The sequence below is a fragment of the Streptomyces sp. NBC_00190 genome, assembly GCF_036203305.1.
Lineage (GTDB): Bacteria > Actinomycetota > Actinomycetes > Streptomycetales > Streptomycetaceae > Streptomyces.
Window position 1 is genome coordinate 3056341 of record NZ_CP108131.1, and the last position, 16080, is coordinate 3072420.

11 protein-coding genes and 1 pseudogene are annotated in these 16080 nt (G+C 72.3%); 8 read left to right on the forward strand and 4 right to left on the reverse strand.

The window, feature by feature from the left end; genetic code table 11:
* Together OG429_RS14800 and OG429_RS14805 are read left to right on the forward strand one after the other, a co-directional pair.
* Window positions 1-1011: a Gfo/Idh/MocA family protein gene (locus OG429_RS14800; RefSeq protein ID WP_328925794.1), complete on the forward strand. Its 1011-nt coding sequence runs from the start codon at window positions 1-3 to the stop codon at window positions 1009-1011.
* Between the two features lie 240 nt (window positions 1012-1251).
* On the forward strand, window positions 1252-1452 hold the full coding sequence (locus OG429_RS14805; protein WP_328925795.1) for a helix-turn-helix transcriptional regulator: 201 nt from the start codon (window positions 1252-1254) through the stop codon (window positions 1450-1452).
* Window positions 1453-1533: 81 nt separating this feature from the next.
* Here OG429_RS14805 and OG429_RS14810 read toward each other — a convergent pair whose 3' ends face one another.
* Window positions 1534-3768 (reverse strand): MMPL family transporter, encoded by a 2235-nt coding sequence (locus OG429_RS14810; protein WP_328925796.1) that lies wholly within the window; start codon window positions 3766-3768, stop codon window positions 1534-1536.
* Window positions 3769-3899: 131 nt separating this feature from the next.
* Here OG429_RS14810 and OG429_RS14815 point away from each other — a divergent pair, with 131 nt between their 5' ends.
* The 3 genes from OG429_RS14815 to OG429_RS14825 all read left to right on the forward strand — a co-directional run bounded on the left by OG429_RS14815 (window position 3900) and on the right by OG429_RS14825 (window position 7345).
* Entirely contained in the window at window positions 3900-4559 is a 660-nt protein-coding gene (locus OG429_RS14815) for a TetR/AcrR family transcriptional regulator (protein ID WP_328925797.1), read from the forward strand.
* A 189-nt stretch (window positions 4560-4748) separates the two neighbouring features.
* On the forward strand, window positions 4749-4982 hold the full coding sequence (locus OG429_RS14820; RefSeq protein ID WP_328925798.1) for a heavy-metal-associated domain-containing protein: 234 nt from the start codon (window positions 4749-4751) through the stop codon (window positions 4980-4982).
* A gap of 89 nt (window positions 4983-5071) precedes the next feature.
* On the forward strand, window positions 5072-7345 hold the full coding sequence (locus OG429_RS14825) for a heavy metal translocating P-type ATPase (protein WP_328925799.1): 2274 nt from the start codon (window positions 5072-5074) through the stop codon (window positions 7343-7345).
* Between the two features lie 387 nt (window positions 7346-7732).
* Here OG429_RS14825 and OG429_RS14830 read toward each other — a convergent pair whose 3' ends face one another.
* Together OG429_RS14830 and recD2 are read right to left on the reverse strand one after the other, a co-directional pair.
* A complete protein-coding gene (locus OG429_RS14830) occupies window positions 7733-9022 on the reverse strand; it encodes a citrate synthase (protein ID WP_030229520.1) in 1290 nt (429 codons plus the stop codon).
* Between the two features lie 182 nt (window positions 9023-9204).
* A complete protein-coding gene (recD2, locus tag OG429_RS14835; RefSeq protein WP_328925800.1) occupies window positions 9205-11454 on the reverse strand; it encodes an SF1B family DNA helicase RecD2 in 2250 nt (749 codons plus the stop codon).
* Window positions 11455-11822: 368 nt separating this feature from the next.
* Here recD2 and OG429_RS14840 point away from each other — a divergent pair.
* A pseudogene (locus OG429_RS14840) lies at window positions 11823-12320 on the forward strand (GNAT family N-acetyltransferase); the annotation flags it as partial.
* Here the strand turns inward: OG429_RS14840 and OG429_RS14845 are convergent.
* Complete coding sequence (locus OG429_RS14845; RefSeq protein WP_328925801.1) at window positions 12271-13206, reverse strand: EamA family transporter; 936 nt, start codon at window positions 13204-13206, stop codon at window positions 12271-12273. The pseudogene OG429_RS14840 and the gene OG429_RS14845 sit on opposite strands and share 50 nt — an antisense overlap.
* An 82-nt stretch (window positions 13207-13288) precedes the next feature.
* Between OG429_RS14845 and OG429_RS14850 the strand changes: the two genes are divergently transcribed.
* A complete protein-coding gene (locus OG429_RS14850) occupies window positions 13289-14185 on the forward strand; it encodes a LysR family transcriptional regulator (protein WP_328925802.1) in 897 nt (298 codons plus the stop codon).
* A 68-nt stretch (window positions 14186-14253) separates the two neighbouring features.
* Window positions 14254-16065: a glycoside hydrolase family 3 protein gene (locus tag OG429_RS14855; RefSeq protein ID WP_328925803.1), complete on the forward strand. Its 1812-nt coding sequence runs from the start codon at window positions 14254-14256 to the stop codon at window positions 16063-16065.
* Window positions 16066-16080: the final 15 nt, after the last annotated feature.

Genomic DNA, 16080 nt, shown 5'->3' on the forward strand with positions numbered 1-16080 from the left:
ATGAGCACGCTCGGTATCGCCGTCATCGGCACGGGGAAGATGGGCGCCGACCACGTCCGCAGGATCGGCCGGACCGTCGGCGGGGCCCGGGTGGTGGCCGTGGCCGACCCGGACGGGGACCGGGTCAAAGAGGTCGCGGGCGCCCTGGACGGCGCCGGCGCGCACACCGACCCGGCGGCCGCGATAGCGGCGCCCGGGGTGGACGCCGTACTGATCGCCTCTCCCGGGCCCGCCCACGAGGAGGCCATCGGGCTGGCCCTGGAGCGCGGACTGCCGGTGCTGTGCGAGAAGCCGCTCACCCCGGACCCGGCGGGGGCGGTGCGCGTCATGGAGGCCGAACGGCGTCTGGGGCGGCGCCTGGTGCAGGTGGGGTTCATGCGCCGGTACGACGCCGAGTACGGGCGGCTGAAGGAGCTGCTGGACGCGGGCGGGATCGGGCGGCCGCTCTTCCTGCACTGCCGGCACCGCAACGCCGCCTCGCCGTCCTTCTTCACCAGCGACATGCTGATCAGCGACTCGGTGGTGCACGAAGTGGACGCGGCCCGCTGGCTGCTGGGGCAGGAGATCACGGCGGTCACCGTGCTCTCCCCCACTGCGTCCTCGGCGGCTCCCGAGGGGCTGCGCGATCCCCGGCTGGTGCTGCTGGAAACGTCCGGCGGAGCCGTCGTCGACGTGGAGATCTTCGTCAACTGCGGCTTCGGCTACCAGGTGCAGTGCGAGGCGGTCGGCGAGCGGGGCAGCGCCCGGATCGGCGACGGCCACGCGATGGTGGTGCAGTCGGCGGGCCGGTGGGGCGGCGAGATCGACCAGGACTTCACGGTGCGCTTCGCCGACGCCTACGACCGGCAGCTGCGCAGCTGGGTGACCGCGGCCGCGCGGGGCACGGTGGCCGGACCGGACGCGTGGGACGGCTACACGGCGGCCGCCGTCTCGGAGGCGGGCCTCGCGGCCGCGCGCACCGGCGTACGGACCCTGGTGGAGCTGGTGGAGCGGCCGGCCCTCTACCGCTGAGCCCGTCTGCCCGCCTTCCTGCCTGGCGAGCCCTGTGCCGCTTCTGTCACAGGGGTCGCCTTTGTGTCACACATGTCCGCATTACGCGGGCTTTCCGTCACAGGCGCCCTACAGCCCCTCCCCTGCCCTCACCCGGCGTCGTTCCCCGGGCACAACCCGAGTGATCGTCACTGTCCACACCCCGGCTCCCCCGACGGCCTTCCGGCCGACCCCGCGGCGTGGACAAGGAGGTGTCGTGCAATGAGCGACCGACAGCTGTGGTCGTACAAGGAGATCGCTGCCCACATCCGGGTCCAGCCGGACACCGTGCGCTCCTACCGCAAGCACGGACTGCTCCCCCCGCCCGACCATGTGGAGGGCGGCAAGCCCTATTGGTACGCCGAAACGATCCGCACCTGGGTGGCCCGCCGCCCCGGCAACCGAGGCCGCCACGAGGACTGACCCCGCTCACTGACCCCGCTCACCCCTCATTCCTCACTCGGGGGGACGGGGCCCACCCGGGCCCCGTCCCCCAGGGCCCCGCTAGGCGGCCCCGGCAGGCACCCGCTCCGGCTCGGCGGTCACTTCCGCCGGCGGCAGCGACTCCCCCTCGCTCAGCCCGAACCTCTCGTGCAGCCTGCGCAGCGGGCCCGGCGCCCACCAGGTGGCCTTCCCGGTCAGTTTCATGACCGCCGGGACCAGGAGGCTGCGCACGACCATGGCGTCCATCAGCACCGCCAGCGCGATCCCGAGGCCCAGCATCTTGGTGTTGGTCACCCGCGAGGTACCGATGGCCACCATCACCACGGCCAGGATCACGGCCGCCGCGGTGATCAGCCCGCCGGTGCGGGCCAGTCCGGTGCGCACGGCCCCCTCGTGGTCCCCGGTCCGGTCGTACTCCTCCTTGATCCGGGATATGAGGAACACCCCGTAGTCCATGGAGAGTCCGAAGGCGATGCAGAACATCAGCACCGGCAGGGTGGTCTCTATGTCCCCGGTGGAGGTGAAGGAGAGCAGTCCGGAGAGGTGCCCCTCCTGGAAGACCCACACCACCGCCCCGAACATCGCGGTCAGGCTCAGCGCGTTGAGGAGCACCGCCTGGACCGGTATCAGAAGGCTCCCGGTGAGCAGGAACACCAGCAGGAGCGTGGCGAGCACCACCAGGGCCAGCGCGGCGGGCAGAGCGTCCGCGATGGCCTTCTGGGCGTCGACGAGCCTCGCCGCCTGCCCCGTCACCGAGGTCCGGAAGCCGGCCTCGACCTGCCTCACCTCGCCGACCAGGTCCTGGGCCTGCGGCCCGACCGTCTCGCCCTCGGCGGTCACCGAGAAGTACGCGTACCGCGCCCCGGCCCCGGCGCTCACCGGCCCGTCGACACGGACCACGCCGGGCAGGACGGCCAGGCGGTCCCGGTAGGCGGCGAGCTCGGCGGGCCCGGCCTCCCCCTCGGCGAGCACGGTGAGCCCGCCGCCGGGGCTGCCCGGGAAGCCGTCCCGGATGTGCTGCTGGACCACGTGCGACTCCGCGGTCTTCGGCAGCTGCCGGTCGTCCACGGTGCCGAACTTCACGCCGAGGAAGGGCAGTCCGAGGAGCAGCAGCCCCGCCGTGGTGGCCACCGCGAACACCGGGGCCCGGCGCATCACCAGCGCGGCCGCCCGCCCCCAGCCCCGGCCCGGTTCCGCTGTGGCGTCGGCCGCGGGACCCCGGCGCCACAGCCGGCGCAGGTCCAGGGAGTTGACCCGCTCGCCCAGCAGCACCAGGGCCGCCGGCAGCAGGATGAGCGCGGCCGCCGCCGCGAGCAGGACCACCGCGACCCCGGCGTAGGCGAAGGAGCGCAGGAAGTACATCGGGAAGAACATCATCGCCGAGAGGGAGACCGCGACGGTCAGCGCGGAGAACAGCACGGTGCGCCCCGCGGTGCGCAGGGTGGCTCCGACGGCGGCCACCGGATCCCGTCCGCCGGCGAGTTCCTCGCGGAACCTGCGGACGATGAACAGGGCGTAGTCGATGGCGAGTCCGAGACCGAGCGCCGTGGTCAGGTTCTGGGCGAAGACGGAGACGTCGGTGACCTCGGTCAGGCCGCGCAGCACCGCGTTGGTGCCGAGGATGGCCACGATGCCGACACCGAGCGGCAGCAGGGCCGCGACGGCGCTGCCGAAGACGAGGATGAGCAGGACGAGGGTGACGGGCAGCGCGATCAGCTCGGCGCGCAGCAGATCCTCCTGGATGGTCGAGGTCACCTCACGCTGGACCGCCGCGGGCCCGCCGAGGGAGACGCTCACCGGCCCGTGTTCGCCCCGGTAGCGCGGGGCGATCCGCTCCAGCACCTCGGTGGCGGCCTTCTGGTCGCCCAGCACCCTGGCCGCGATCAGGGCCTGCCGGCCGTCCTGCGAGCGCAGCGCGGGCAGCCCGGTGCGCCAGTACGAGCCGACTCCGGCGACCCCCTGCTCCGCGGCGAGCTGTGCGGCCAGCCGCTCCGCCTCGGCGGCGACGGCGGGATCGTCCACCCCGGCGGTCCCCGCGCCGGCGTCCACGAGCAGCAGCAGATTGGGCTGGGAGGCCGGGAACTCGCGCTCCAGGGCCGCGGCGGCATAGGTGGACTGGGCGCCCGGGTCCTCCCAGCCGCCGCTGCCCATCCGGTCGGCGACACCGCCGCCCGCGAACACGGCCAGTGCCGTGACCAGCAGGGCGAGCAGCAGCGAGAGCCGCGGCCGGGCCGTGACGAACCGGGTCCACCCGCCGCTCTCCCCGGGCGACGGCGGATTCTTGACTTCGGACATGACTCGGTGTCCCCTTCACCGTGATTGCCAGGCCAAATAGACTGGCAAACACGAGCAGTCGCTCGCGTTTCCTCAGAATGCGAGCGACCACTCGCGTTTGTCAATCACCCACGGGAAGCAAGGGATGGGGCATGCCGGGAACCCCCAAGGGCAAAACAACTGAAAGCGGTGAAAAAGCCACCACTCCACGCCGCCGACAGGCGCGCGGTGAGCGACGGATCTCCCAGCTGCTGTCGGCCGCCGCCGGAGTGTTCTGCCGCACCGGGTACGCCGCGGCCAGCACCAACGCCATCGCCCGCGAGGCCGGCGTGTCACCGGGCACGCTCTACCAGTTCTTCCCGAACAAGGAGGCCATCGCGGTCGAGCTCGGCGGCCAGCTGCTGCAGCGCGCGCACGAGATGCACGGACAGGCCTTCCTGCCCGAGAACCTGGACCGCCCCCTGCCCGAGCTGCTGGACGCCGTCCTGGACCCGGTCATCGCCTTCAACTGCGAGAACCCCGCCTTCTGGGCGCTCATGCACGGCTCCGGCATCCCGGGCATCGCACAGGAGCACGAGGAGCTGCACTCCGGCCTGCTCGCCCGCGTCGAAGGGGTCCTGCGCACCTTCTGCCCCGAGGCCGGGCCCGCCGACCTCACCCGCACCGCGAACATGATCCTGGGCATCTTCAAGGCGTCCCTGGACCTGATCCTGGCGCACGAGGGCGCCGAGCGCGCCGCGTACGTCGCGGAGCTGAAGATCGTCCTGCTGCGCTACCTGGAGCCGGTGATCACCCCGACCCACCCCCACTGACCGCGAAGGCTCCCGGACGGTCCATATCACCCAATTGCATACGGTTCATCCGGCTCGGCCACCCCGAGAGAGCAGGCGCGGCTACTCGCATACATACCCCCTAGGGGTATAGTCTCGGAGTGTCGGGAGGACGGTGGAGCGACTCGCCGTTCCCCGGCGACCGCACGCACCCTCGAAGAGGAGAACGACATGACCGCCGAGACGGACACCCAGACCACCACCGTCTACCGGGTGACCGGCATGACCTGCGGGCACTGCGAGGGCGCGGTGACCACCGAACTCTCCGCCCTGCCGGGCGTCAGCTCGGTCAAGGCCGTCGCCGCGACCGGCGAGGTCACCGTGACCTCCGCCGCCCCGCTGGCCGAGGAGGACGTACGCGCCGCCGTGGACGAGGCGGGCTACGAGTTCGCCGGCCAGGCCTGAGCGCCCCCTCTTCGGCAGCACCCCGCCGGGGCGTGCCGGCCAGCTCATACTGGTTCCGTACGCCCCGGCCCTCCCCCTGGAGCCGGAACATGACCAGCACAGTGCACGACGGACCCATAACGGCGGTCGAGCTCACGATCGGCGGGATGACTTGCGCCTCCTGCGCGGCCCGCATCGAGAAGAAGCTGAACCGGATGGACGGGGTCACCGCCACGGTGAACTTCGCCACCGAGAAGGCGAAGGTCTCGTACGCGGGTGACGTACGGGTCGCCGACCTCATCGCGACCGTCGTGAAGACCGGATACACCGCCGAGGAGCCCCCGCCGCCGGAACCGGAACCGGACCTCGGCGCCCCGGACGACGCGGCGCCGACCGTACGGGACCCCGAGCTGGCCGCGCTGCGCCAGCGGCTGCTGGTCTCCGCCGCCCTCGCCCTCCCCGTCGTCCTGCTCTCCATGGTCCCGGCCCTCCAGTTCGACAACTGGCAGTGGCTCTCGCTGACCCTCGCCGCCCCCGTCGTCGTCTGGGGCGCCCTCCCCTTCCACAGGGCCGCCTGGACCAACGCCCGGCACGGCGCCGCCACCATGGACACCCTGGTCTCGATCGGCACGCTGGCCGCCTTCGCCTGGTCGCTGTGGGCCTTGTTCTTCGGTCACGCCGGCATGCCGGGCATGCGGCACGGATTCGACTTCACCCCCGGAACGGCAGCGACGGGCACCGACGGCTCCTCCGCCATCTACCTGGAGGTCGCGGCCGGGGTCGTCAGCTTCATCCTGCTCGGCCGCTACCTGGAGGCCCGCTCCAAGCGGAAGGCCGGCGCCGCGCTGAAGGCCCTGCTCGAACTCGGCGCCAAGGACGTCGCCGTGCTGCGCGAGGGCCGGGAGGTCCGCGTCCCGGTGGGCGCGCTCGCGGTCGGCGACCGGTTCGTCGTCCGCCCCGGCGAGAAGATCGCCACCGACGGCACCGTCGTCGAGGGGAGCTCCGCCGTGGACGCGTCCATGCTGACCGGCGAATCCGTCCCCGTCGAGGTCACGGTCGGCGACTTCGTCACCGGCGCCACCGTCAACGCCGCCGGGCGCCTGGTCGTCGAGGCCACCCGGATCGGCGCCGACACCCAGCTCGCCCGGATGGCCAAGCTGGTCGAGGACGCGCAGAACGGCAAGGCCGAGGTGCAGCGGCTCGCCGACCGGCTCTCCGCCGTCTTCGTGCCCGTCGTCCTGCTGCTCGCGCTGGGCACCTGGGTCGCCTGGCTGCTGATCACCGACGACCCCACCGCCGCGTTCACGGCCGCCGTGGCCGTACTGATCATCGCCTGCCCGTGCGCCCTCGGCCTGGCCACGCCGACCGCGCTCATGGTCGGCACCGGCCGGGGCGCGCAGCTCGGCATCCTGATCAAGGGCCCCGAGGTGCTCGAATCCACCCGGCGCGTGGACACCGTCGTCCTGGACAAGACCGGGACCGTCACCACCGGCCGGATGACCCTCGCCGGCGTCTTCACCGCGGCAGGCACCGACGAGCGCGAGCTGCTGCGCCTCGCCGGATCCCTGGAGCACTCCTCGGAACACCCGATCGCCCGGGCCGTCGCCGTCGCGGCGGCCGACAGGGCCGGCGGCCTGCCGGTCCCCGAGAGCTTCGAGAACGTGGCCGGGCTCGGCGTCCAGGGCGTCGTCGACGGACACGCCGTCCTGGTGGGCCGCGAGCAGCTGCTGGCGGACTGGTCGATCGCCCTGCCGGCCGAACTCGCGCAGGCCAAGTCGGCCGCCGAGGCGGCGGGCGGCACCGCCGTCCTGGTGGCCTGGGACGGTGCGGCGCGCGGGGTGCTGACCGTGGCCGACGCGGTCAAGGAGACCAGCGCCGAGGCCGTCGCCCGACTGCGGGCACTGGGCCTGACCCCGGTCCTGCTGACCGGCGACAACAAGGCCGTCGCCGAGACGGTGGCCCGCGAGGTCGGCATCGACCAGGTGATCGCCGAGGTGCTCCCGCAGGACAAGGTGGACGTCGTACGCCGCCTCCAGGCCGAGGGCCGTACGGTCGCGATGGTCGGCGACGGGGTCAACGACGCGGCCGCGCTCGCCCAGGCCGATCTGGGCCTGGCCATGGGCACCGGCACGGACGCGGCCATCGAGGCGGGCGACCTGACCCTCGTACGGGGAGACCTGCGGGTGGCGGCGGACGCGATCCGGCTGTCCCGCCGGACCCTGGCCACCATCAAGGGCAACCTGTTCTGGGCCTTCGGCTACAACGTGGCGGCCCTGCCGCTGGCAGCCGCCGGGCTGCTCAACCCGATGATCGCGGGGGCCGCGATGGCCTTCTCATCCGTCTTCGTGGTGACCAACAGCCTCCGGTTGAGGTCCTTCCGCTAGCGGTTCGCCTTCGCATCGAGCACACAGGTTCTTCACACGAGACGCAGATCACAGTGATCGCAACGTAACCATTCGGGGTCGTCACGGGTCTAATGGGGCGATGCCAGGAACGTCTTGGGGGACGTTCCGCGGAGGTCTTGGGGGACGTCCGGGGGCATCAGCCGGCCGGGACGCGTGCCCGCGGGAAGCTTTGAGCGGCCCTCCCGACCCGATACGGGTCCCGGCAGACACCGACACCCCGGTTCGGGTCCCGTGGGGGGAATCCGTTCCGGGGACAGGAAAGCGCCCCGACCGTCGACCCGTGGGGGGATCGGCGGCGGGGCGCTTTTCGCAAGCGTCGGCCCGGCCGGCCACGAAGGGCCGGCCGACCGGGTGGGAAGCCTCGGGTCAGCGGGCCTCGACCGGTACGAAGTCGCGAAGGACCTCGCCGGTGTAGATCTGGCGCGGGCGGCCGATGCGGGAACCCGGCTCCTTGATCATCTCGTGCCACTGGGCGATCCAGCCGGGAAGGCGGCCGAGCGCGAAGAGCACGGTGAACATCTCGGTCGGGAATCCCATGGCCCGGTAGATCAGGCCGGTGTAGAAGTCCACGTTCGGGTAGAGGTTGCGCGAGACGAAGTACTCGTCGGCCAGCGCGTGCTCTTCCAGCTTGAGCGCGATGTCGAGCAGCTCGTCGCTCTTGCCGAGCGCCGAGAGGACATCGTGCGCCGCCGCCTTGATGATCTTCGCCCGGGGGTCGAAGCTCTTGTAGACGCGGTGCCCGAAGCCCATCAGGCGGACGCCGTCTTCCTTGTTCTTCACCTTGCGGATGAAGGCGTCGACGTCGCCGCCGTCGTTCTTGATGCCTTCGAGCATCTCCAGAACGGACTGGTTGGCGCCACCGTGCAGCGGACCCCACAGGGCCGAGATGCCGGCGGAGATCGAGGCGAACATGTTCGCCTGCGAGGAGCCGACCAGGCGCACGGTGGAGGTCGAGCAGTTCTGCTCGTGGTCCGCGTGCAGGATCAGCAGCTTGTCGAGCGCCGAGACCACGACCGGGTCCAGGTCGTACTCCTGGGCCGGCACGGAGAAGGTCATGCGCAGGAAGTTCTCGACGTAGCCGAGGTCGTTGCGCGGGTAGACCACCGGGTGGCCGACCGACTTCTTGTACGCGTAGGCCGCGATCGTCGGGAGCTTGGCCAGCAGCCGGATCGTCGAGAGGTGGCGCTGCTTCTCGTCGAACGGGTTGTGGCTGTCCTGGTAGAACGTCGACAGCGCGCTGACCACGGAGGACAGCATCGCCATCGGGTGCGCGTCGCGCGGGAAGCCGTCGTAGAAGCGCTTCACGTCTTCGTGCAGCAGCGTGTGCTGGGTGATCTCGTTGCGGAAAGACGCGAGCTGGTCGACGGTCGGCAGCTCACCGTTGATCAGCAGGTACGCGACCTCGATGAAGGTCGAACGCTCGGCGAGCTGCTCGATCGGGTAGCCGCGGTAGCGCAGGATGCCCTGCTCACCGTCGAGGTAGGTAATCGCGGACTTGTAGGCCGCGGTGTTGCCGTAGCCACTGTCCAAGGTGACGAGCCCGGTCTGGGCCCGCAGCTTCGAGATGTCGAAGCCCTGGTCACCGACGGTGCTCTCGACCACCGGGTAGGTGTATTCACCGTCCGCGTACCGGAGTACTACAGAGTTGTCGCTCACGTCATCCCTCACCGACGTAGTGCCTCTTCTTCGAGGTGCCCTGACTGCCTCTACCTTCCCCCATTTGGCGCAGGAGAGTGCACTCGGGGTCGGCGTTTGGTCCATTTGACGGCACTGAGTGCCTTCAACCCGCTCATCCTGCCCCTCCCCGCCGGTTGTCGGAACCCCAAATGATCGATCATTTAGGTGATGTTTCCCACCGGTATCCGGCCGGACAGTCTGGGAGCGACCGCCGTGTACCTCCTGCCTGCGGAAACCGTACGCACAGCCTGACCGAGGGCCTTGCGGGACCCGACGAGGACGACCAGTTTCTTCGCCCTGGTCACCGCCGTGTAGAGGAGATTTCGCTGGAGCATCATCCAAGCGCCGGTGGTGACCGGGATCACCACCGCGGGATATTCACTCCCCTGGGAGCGGTGAATGGTGACGGCGTACGCGTGGGCCAGCTCGTCGAGCTCCGTGAACTCGTAGCCGATCTCCTCGTCCTCCTCCGTCCGCACCGTCAGGCGCTGTTCGTCCAGGTCGAGGCCGGTGACCACGCCGACCGTGCCGTTGAAGACACCGTTGGCCCCCTTCTCGTAGTTGTTCCGGATCTGGGTGACCTTGTCGCCCACCCGGAACACCCGTCCGCCGAAGCGCTTCTCCGGCAGGTTCGGCCGGGCCGGCGTAATGGCCTGCTGGAGCAGGCCGTTGAGGTTTCCGGCACCCGCCGGACCGCGGTGCATGGGCGCGAGCACCTGGATGTCCCGGCGCGGGTCGAGCCCGAACCGTGCCGGAATCCTTCGCGCCGCGACGTCCACGGCGAGCACCCCGGCCGCCTCCGTGTCCTCCTCGGGGAAGAGGAAGAAGTCCGGCAGCCCGTCCGTGATGGGCGGCACTCCGGTGTTGATCCGGTGGGCGTTGGTGACCACGCCCGACTGCTGGGCCTGCCGGAAGATCCGGGTCAGCCGGACCGCGGGCACCGGGCCGCCCTCGGCCAGCAGGTCGCGCAGCACCTCGCCCGCGCCGACCGAGGGCAGCTGGTCCACGTCTCCCACGAGCAGCAGGTGTGCACCCGGTGCCACGGCCTTGACCAGCTTGTTGGCCAGCAGCAGGTCCAGCATCGAGGCCTCGTCGACGACGACCAGGTCGGCATCCAGCGGCCGCTCCCGGTCGTAGGCGGCGTCCCCGCCCGGCTTGAGCTCCAGCAGCCGGTGCACCGTGGAGGCCTCCGCCCCGGTGAGCTCGGCCAGCCGCTTCGCCGCCCGGCCGGTGGGGGCGGCGAGCACCACCTTGGCCTTCTTGGCCCGGGCCAGCTCGACGATGGAGCGCACGGTGAAGGACTTCCCGCAGCCGGGCCCGCCGGTGAGGACGGCGACCCGGCGGGTCAGCGCCAGCTTGACCGCGTCCCGCTGCTCGGGGGCGAGCTCGGCCCCGGTCCGCCCGGCGAGCCAGCCCAGCGCCTTGTCCCAGTCCACGTCCTGGAAGCCGGGCATCCGGTCGTCCTCGGCGTACAGGAGCCGGCGCACCTGCCCGACCAGCGAGAGCTCGGCCCGGTGGAAGGGCACCAGATACACGGCGGTCAGCGGATCCGGACCGCCCTGGGGATCGGGGACGGGCTCCCGCACGACGCCCTCCGGATCGGCGGCGAGCTCGGCCAGGCAGTCGATCACGAGCCCGGTGTCCACCTGGAGCAGCTTGACCCCGTCGGCGATGAGCCGGTCCTCGGGCAGGAAGCAGTGGCCCTGGTCGGTGGACTGGGACAGGGCGTACTGGAGCCCGGCCTTGACCCGCTCGGGGCTGTCGTGCGGGATCCCGACGGCCTGGGCGATGCGGTCGGCGGTGAGGAACCCGATGCCCCACACGTCGGCGGCGAGCCGGTAGGGCTGGTTCTTCACCACGGAGATGGAGGCGTCGGCGTACTTCTTGTAGATGCGCACCGCGATGGAGGTGGAGACGCCGACGCCCTGGAGGAAGACCATGACTTCCTTGATGGCCTTCTGCTCCTCCCAGGCCTCGCCGATCAGCCTGGTCCGCTTGGGGCCGAGCCCGGGCACCTCGATGAGCCGCTTGGGCTCGTCCTCGATGACGTCGAGGGTGTCGAGGCCGAAGTGCTCCACGATCCGGTCGGCGATCTTCGGGCCGATGCCCTTGATCAGACCGGAGCCCAGGTAGCGGCGGATGCCCTGGATGGTCGCGGGCAGGAGTGTGGAGTAGTTCTCCACCGTGAACTGCCGGCCGTACTGCGGGTGGGAGCCCCAGCGGCCCTCCATGCGCAGGGATTCGCCGGGCTGGGCGCCGAGCAGCGAGCCGACGACGGTGAGCAGGTCACCGCTGCCCCGGCCGGTGTCGACGCGGGCGACCGTGTACCCGCTCTCCTCGTTGGCGTAGGTGATGCGTTCGAGCACCCCCTCGACCACAGCCTGTTGTACCGCCGCCCCGTTGGTTGCCATGGCACGAAGCTACCGTCCGGCGCCGACAACGCGTCAGGCCTGTGGACGGCACCGGAAGCCTGTGGGCGGCACCAGAAAGGGGTCCAGCCTCGCGGCCGGACCCCCATCACGGTTACCCCTCCCGTGTCGGACTTCCCGATCCCCCCAGATCCCCTCCCGGAAGTACCGACGCACCATACGACCCGCGATTCCCCCGGAGGGTTGCACCCGGATCCACAGCTTTGCCTTTCCGTTACCCAATGCCTACTCAAAGTGCCGGTGAACCGGCACAGAAGCCGTGTTTCAGGCACGAGGGAAGTGAGTCGATGACGACGACGGCGTGGCCCGCGGCAGCCTCGGCCCCCTAGAGTTGGCCCATGGCTCAGAGCGTGCGGCTACGGGACCCGCAGCCGGGGGACCTGGGGTGGATCGTGCAGCGCCACGGCGCGCTGTACGCCGCCGAGTACGGCTGGAACACCGGCTTCGAGGGCCTGGTGGCCCGGATCGTCGCGGAGTTCGCCGAGGACCACGACCCATACCTGGAGCGCGTCTGGATCGCCGAGCTGGACGGGCGTCCGGTCGGCTCGGTGATGTGCGTCCGCGAGGACGGCGCGCCCGGGACCGCCCGGCTGCGGCTGCTCCTGGTCGACCCGGAGGAACGCGGCCGCGGCCTCGGATCCCTGCTGGTCGACACGGTCGTCGGCTTCGCCCGCTCGGTCGGCTACCGCGAGCTCGCGCTGTCGGCCGACGACGTGCTGGCCGAAGCCCGCGCGCTCTGCCTGCGGGCCGGCTTCACCCTGGTCGCCGAGCGCCCGCACCGCTCGTACGGCGTCACCCTCACGGGGCAGGACTGGCGACTGCCGCTGCAGGAGGGCTCCCCGCGCTGACGCCCGAACCGACCCCCGTACGGTTCGAGGCGCGCGCGGGGGCCAGCGAGGTGAGGGCCACCCCGCCGACCAGGAGTACGGCCGCCAGCCAGCGCAGGCCCGAGACGGACTCGCCCAGCACCAGGGCCGCCGAGGACATCCCGAACACCGGGACCAGCAGCGAGAACGGCGCCACCGAGGAGGCCGGGTAGTGGCGCAGCAGGTAGCCCCAGGCCCCGAAGCCGAAGACGGTGGACACCCAGGCCACGTAGCCGATGACGGCGGCCCCGGACCAGTCCAGGGCGCGCAGCGCGGCCAGGTCCCGCTCGGGCCCCTCCAGCAGCAGGGAGAGCGCGAACAGCGGCAGCACCGGGACCGTGCACACCCACACCATGAAGTTCAGCGCGTCGGGCGGCGAGGCCCTGCGGGTCAGGACGTTGGAGACGCCCCAGCAGGCGGCGGCCGCGACGACCAGCGTGAAGCCGAGCACCGGTCCGGACGTGCCCCCGTCCACGGCGGCCACCCCGATCCCGGCGAGCGCCACGGCCATGCCGAGCAGCCGTACCCGGCCGGGCCGTTCGCGCAGCACGACGGCGGCGAGAACGGCGGTGAAGACGGCCTGGACCTGCAGGACGAGGGAGGACAGCCCGGCCGGCATCCCGGCGGCCATCCCGGTGAAGAGCAGGCCGAACTTGGCGATGCCGAGGGCCACGCCCACCCCGATGATCCACTTCCAGGCGACCTTGGGACGGCCGACGAAGAACACGGCGGGCAGCGCGGCGACGAGGAAGCGCAGGGCGGACAGGAGCAGCGGCGGGAAGTGGCCGAGTCCGATCTGGATGACGACGAAGTTGAAGCCCCAGACGGCGGCGACGAGCACGGCGAGTGCGGTGTGTACGGGACGCATGTTCCGAGCATCGGCGCCCTGATCGTGTAGCACCAGCGCAGATCTCTTCCGGGATGGATGAAGCATTGCTTACGCTTGGCGCATGCTCGACCTGTCCCGGCTGCGCGCCCTGCACGCCGTCTCCGTCCACGGCTCGGTCGCCGGCGCCGCGGCCGCCCTCGGCTACACCCCTTCGGCGGTCTCGCAGCAGATCTCCAAGCTGGAGCGGGAGACCCGCACCACCCTGCTGGAGCGGCGCGGGCGCGGGGTCGCCCTCACCGAGGAGGCCCGCCATCTGGCCGACACGGCCCAGGAGTTGCTGGCGATCGTGGAGCGCGCCGAGACCACCCTGGAGGAGCGGCGCGGGCAGCCGAGCGGGCTGCTGACGGTGGCCGCGTTCGCCTCCGCGGCGCGCGGGCTGCTGCCGGGGGTGCTGGCCGATCTGGCCCGCCGCCATCCGGCCCTCGACGTCCGGCTCACCGAGGTGGACCCGCACCTGTCGGTGGACCTGGTGGCCCGCGGCGTCACCGACCTGGCGGTGGCCCACGACTGGGACATCGCGCCGCTGCCGGCCCCCGAAGGGGTCGAGCACGCGGTGATCGGGGACGACCCCTGCGACCTGGTCGTGCCGAGCGGGCATCCGTTCACCGAGCGCTCCGTCATCCACCGCTCCGACCTCGGCGGCCAGCGCTGGGTGTGCCAGCCGCCCGGGCGGGTCTGCCACGACTGGCTGATGCGGACCCTGCGCACGGCCGGATTCGAGCCCGACATCGCGCACGTGGCGGAGGAGAACCACACCATCGTCGCCCTGGTCGCGGCCGGGCTCGGGGTGGCGGTGGTGCCCCGGCTGGGCACCGGCGCGCTGCCGCCGGGCGCGGTGGCCGTGCCGCTGGAGCCCGGCCCCGTACGCCGGTTGTACGCGCTGTGGCGGACCGGGGCAGCCCGCCGCCCCGCGATCACCGAGGCCGTACGGACCGTGCAGGAGCACTGGACCCCGTAGCGAGTCATCCGGGGGACTTCCGAGTGTCCGGGGCCCGCGGGGCGCGGGGCGGCAGTAGGGTCCGGCGGGTGCCGAACCACGCTTCCCGCCGCACCCTGCTCGCCGCGGCCGCTCTGGCCGCCGTCACGGCCTCCGGGGCCTCCCCCGCCGCGGCCGACGCCGCGGCGGCCCGCCGGGCCCCGGGCGCGCTCCCGCCCGGCCGCCCACCCGACGCGGCGCTGCGCCGCCTGGTGGACCGGATGAGCCTCGCCGAGAAGGTCGGGCAGCTCTTCGTCTCCCGGGCGTACGGGCATTCGGCGACCGACCCCGACCCGGCGGACGCGGCGAAGAACCAGGAGCTGTTCGGGGTGCGCACGGCGGCCGAGCTGGTCTCCCGCTACCACCTGGGCGGGATCATCTACTTCGCCTGGGCGCACAACACCCGCACCCCGCACCAGATCGCCGCGCTGTCGGCCGGTCTCCAGGAGGCCGCGCTCGCCGCCGGTCCCGGGATCCCGCTGCTGCTCTCCACCGACCAGGAGCACGGCGCCGTCGCCCGCATCGGCAGGCCCGCGACGCTGTTCCCGGGGGCTATGGCGCTCGGCGCGCAGCACAACGCGACCGGTTCCGCCGCCGGTGCCCGCCGGGCCGCGCGCATCGCGGGGGCCGAGCTGGCGGCCATGGGCATCCGGCAGGACTACGCGCCGGTGGCCGACGTGAATGTGAACCCGGCGAATCCGGTCATCGGCGTACGGTCCTTCGGCGCCGACCCGGGCGCGGTGGCGGAGCTGGTCGCCGCCCAGGTCCGCGGCTACCAGCGGGCCGGGGTCGCGGCCACCGCCAAGCACTTCCCGGGCCACGGGGACACGGAGACCGACAGCCATGTCGGGCTGCCGGTGATGCGGCACACCCGCGCCGACTGGGAGGAGCTGGACGAGCCGCCCTTCCGGGCCGCCGTGGAGGCGGGCGTGGACGCGGTCATGACGGCGCACATCGTCTTTCCGGCCCTCGACCCCTCGGGGGACCCGGCGACCCTCTCCCGGCCGATCGTGACCGGGATCCTGCGCGAACGCCTGGGGTTCCGGGGGGTGGTGGTCACCGACGCGCTCGACATGGCGGGGGTCCGCCAGAAGTACGGGAACGAGCGGGTGCCGGTACTCGCACTGAAGGCGGGCTGCGACCAGCTGCTGAACCCGCCGGACCTGGGCCTCGCGTACCGCAGCGTGCTGGCGGCCGTGGAGGCGGGCGAGCTGACGCAGGAGCGGATCGACGAGTCGGTGCTGCGGATCCTGGAACTGAAGGCGCGCCGAGGCCTGTTCGACGAGGCCGGCGCCCGGTCCGGGGAGGTGGACGCGGTGGTCGGCGTCCCGGAGCACCTGGCGGCGGCCGACGAGATCGCGGGCGCCACGACGACCCTGCTGGCCAATCCGGCCGGGCTGCTGCCGCTGGACGCGTCGGCCGGGCCCCGGCTGCTGGTCACCGGGACGGACCCGGTCTCCCCCAGCGGCACCACGGGTCCCCCCACCGCCGTCCTGGCCAAGGAGCTGACCGCACTCGGCTGCCGGGCCACGGCCCTGCCGCCCGCCCGAGCGGCGGCCGCGGCGCCCGGTCACGCGGCGGTGGTGGTGTGCACGTACAACGTCCCCGAGGGGGACGATCCGCAGCGCACCCTGGTGGCCGGCCTGCTGGCCACCGGCGTCCCGGTGATCGCGGTGGCGATCCGCAACCCGTACGACTCGGCGCGGCTGCCGGCCTGCGCGGCGGAGGTGGCGACGTACTCCTGGGGCGATGCGGAGATGCGGGCGGCGGCCCGGGTGCTCACCGGGGCGGTGCGGCCGGCCGGCCGCCTCCCGGTGCCGGTCCCGGGCCGCTACCCGCTGGGCCACGGGCTGACCTACTAGGCGTCAGCCCGCGGC

Coding starts and splice junctions, on each gene's coding strand:
- OG429_RS14845 (WP_328925801.1), bottom strand. CDS start 13,206: ATGCGTCCCGTACACACCGCACTCGCCGTGCTCGTCGCCGCCGTCTGG.
- OG429_RS14815 (WP_328925797.1), top strand. CDS start 3,900: ATGCCGGGAACCCCCAAGGGCAAAACAACTGAAAGCGGTGAAAAAGCC.
- OG429_RS14850 (WP_328925802.1), top strand. CDS start 13,289: ATGCTCGACCTGTCCCGGCTGCGCGCCCTGCACGCCGTCTCCGTCCAC.
- OG429_RS14810 (WP_328925796.1), bottom strand. CDS start 3,768: ATGTCCGAAGTCAAGAATCCGCCGTCGCCCGGGGAGAGCGGCGGGTGG.
- OG429_RS14825 (WP_328925799.1), top strand. CDS start 5,072: ATGACCAGCACAGTGCACGACGGACCCATAACGGCGGTCGAGCTCACG.
- OG429_RS14820 (WP_328925798.1), top strand. CDS start 4,749: ATGACCGCCGAGACGGACACCCAGACCACCACCGTCTACCGGGTGACC.
- OG429_RS14800 (WP_328925794.1), top strand. CDS start 1: ATGAGCACGCTCGGTATCGCCGTCATCGGCACGGGGAAGATGGGCGCC.
- OG429_RS14805 (WP_328925795.1), top strand. CDS start 1,252: ATGAGCGACCGACAGCTGTGGTCGTACAAGGAGATCGCTGCCCACATC.
- recD2 (WP_328925800.1), bottom strand. CDS start 11,454: ATGGCAACCAACGGGGCGGCGGTACAACAGGCTGTGGTCGAGGGGGTG.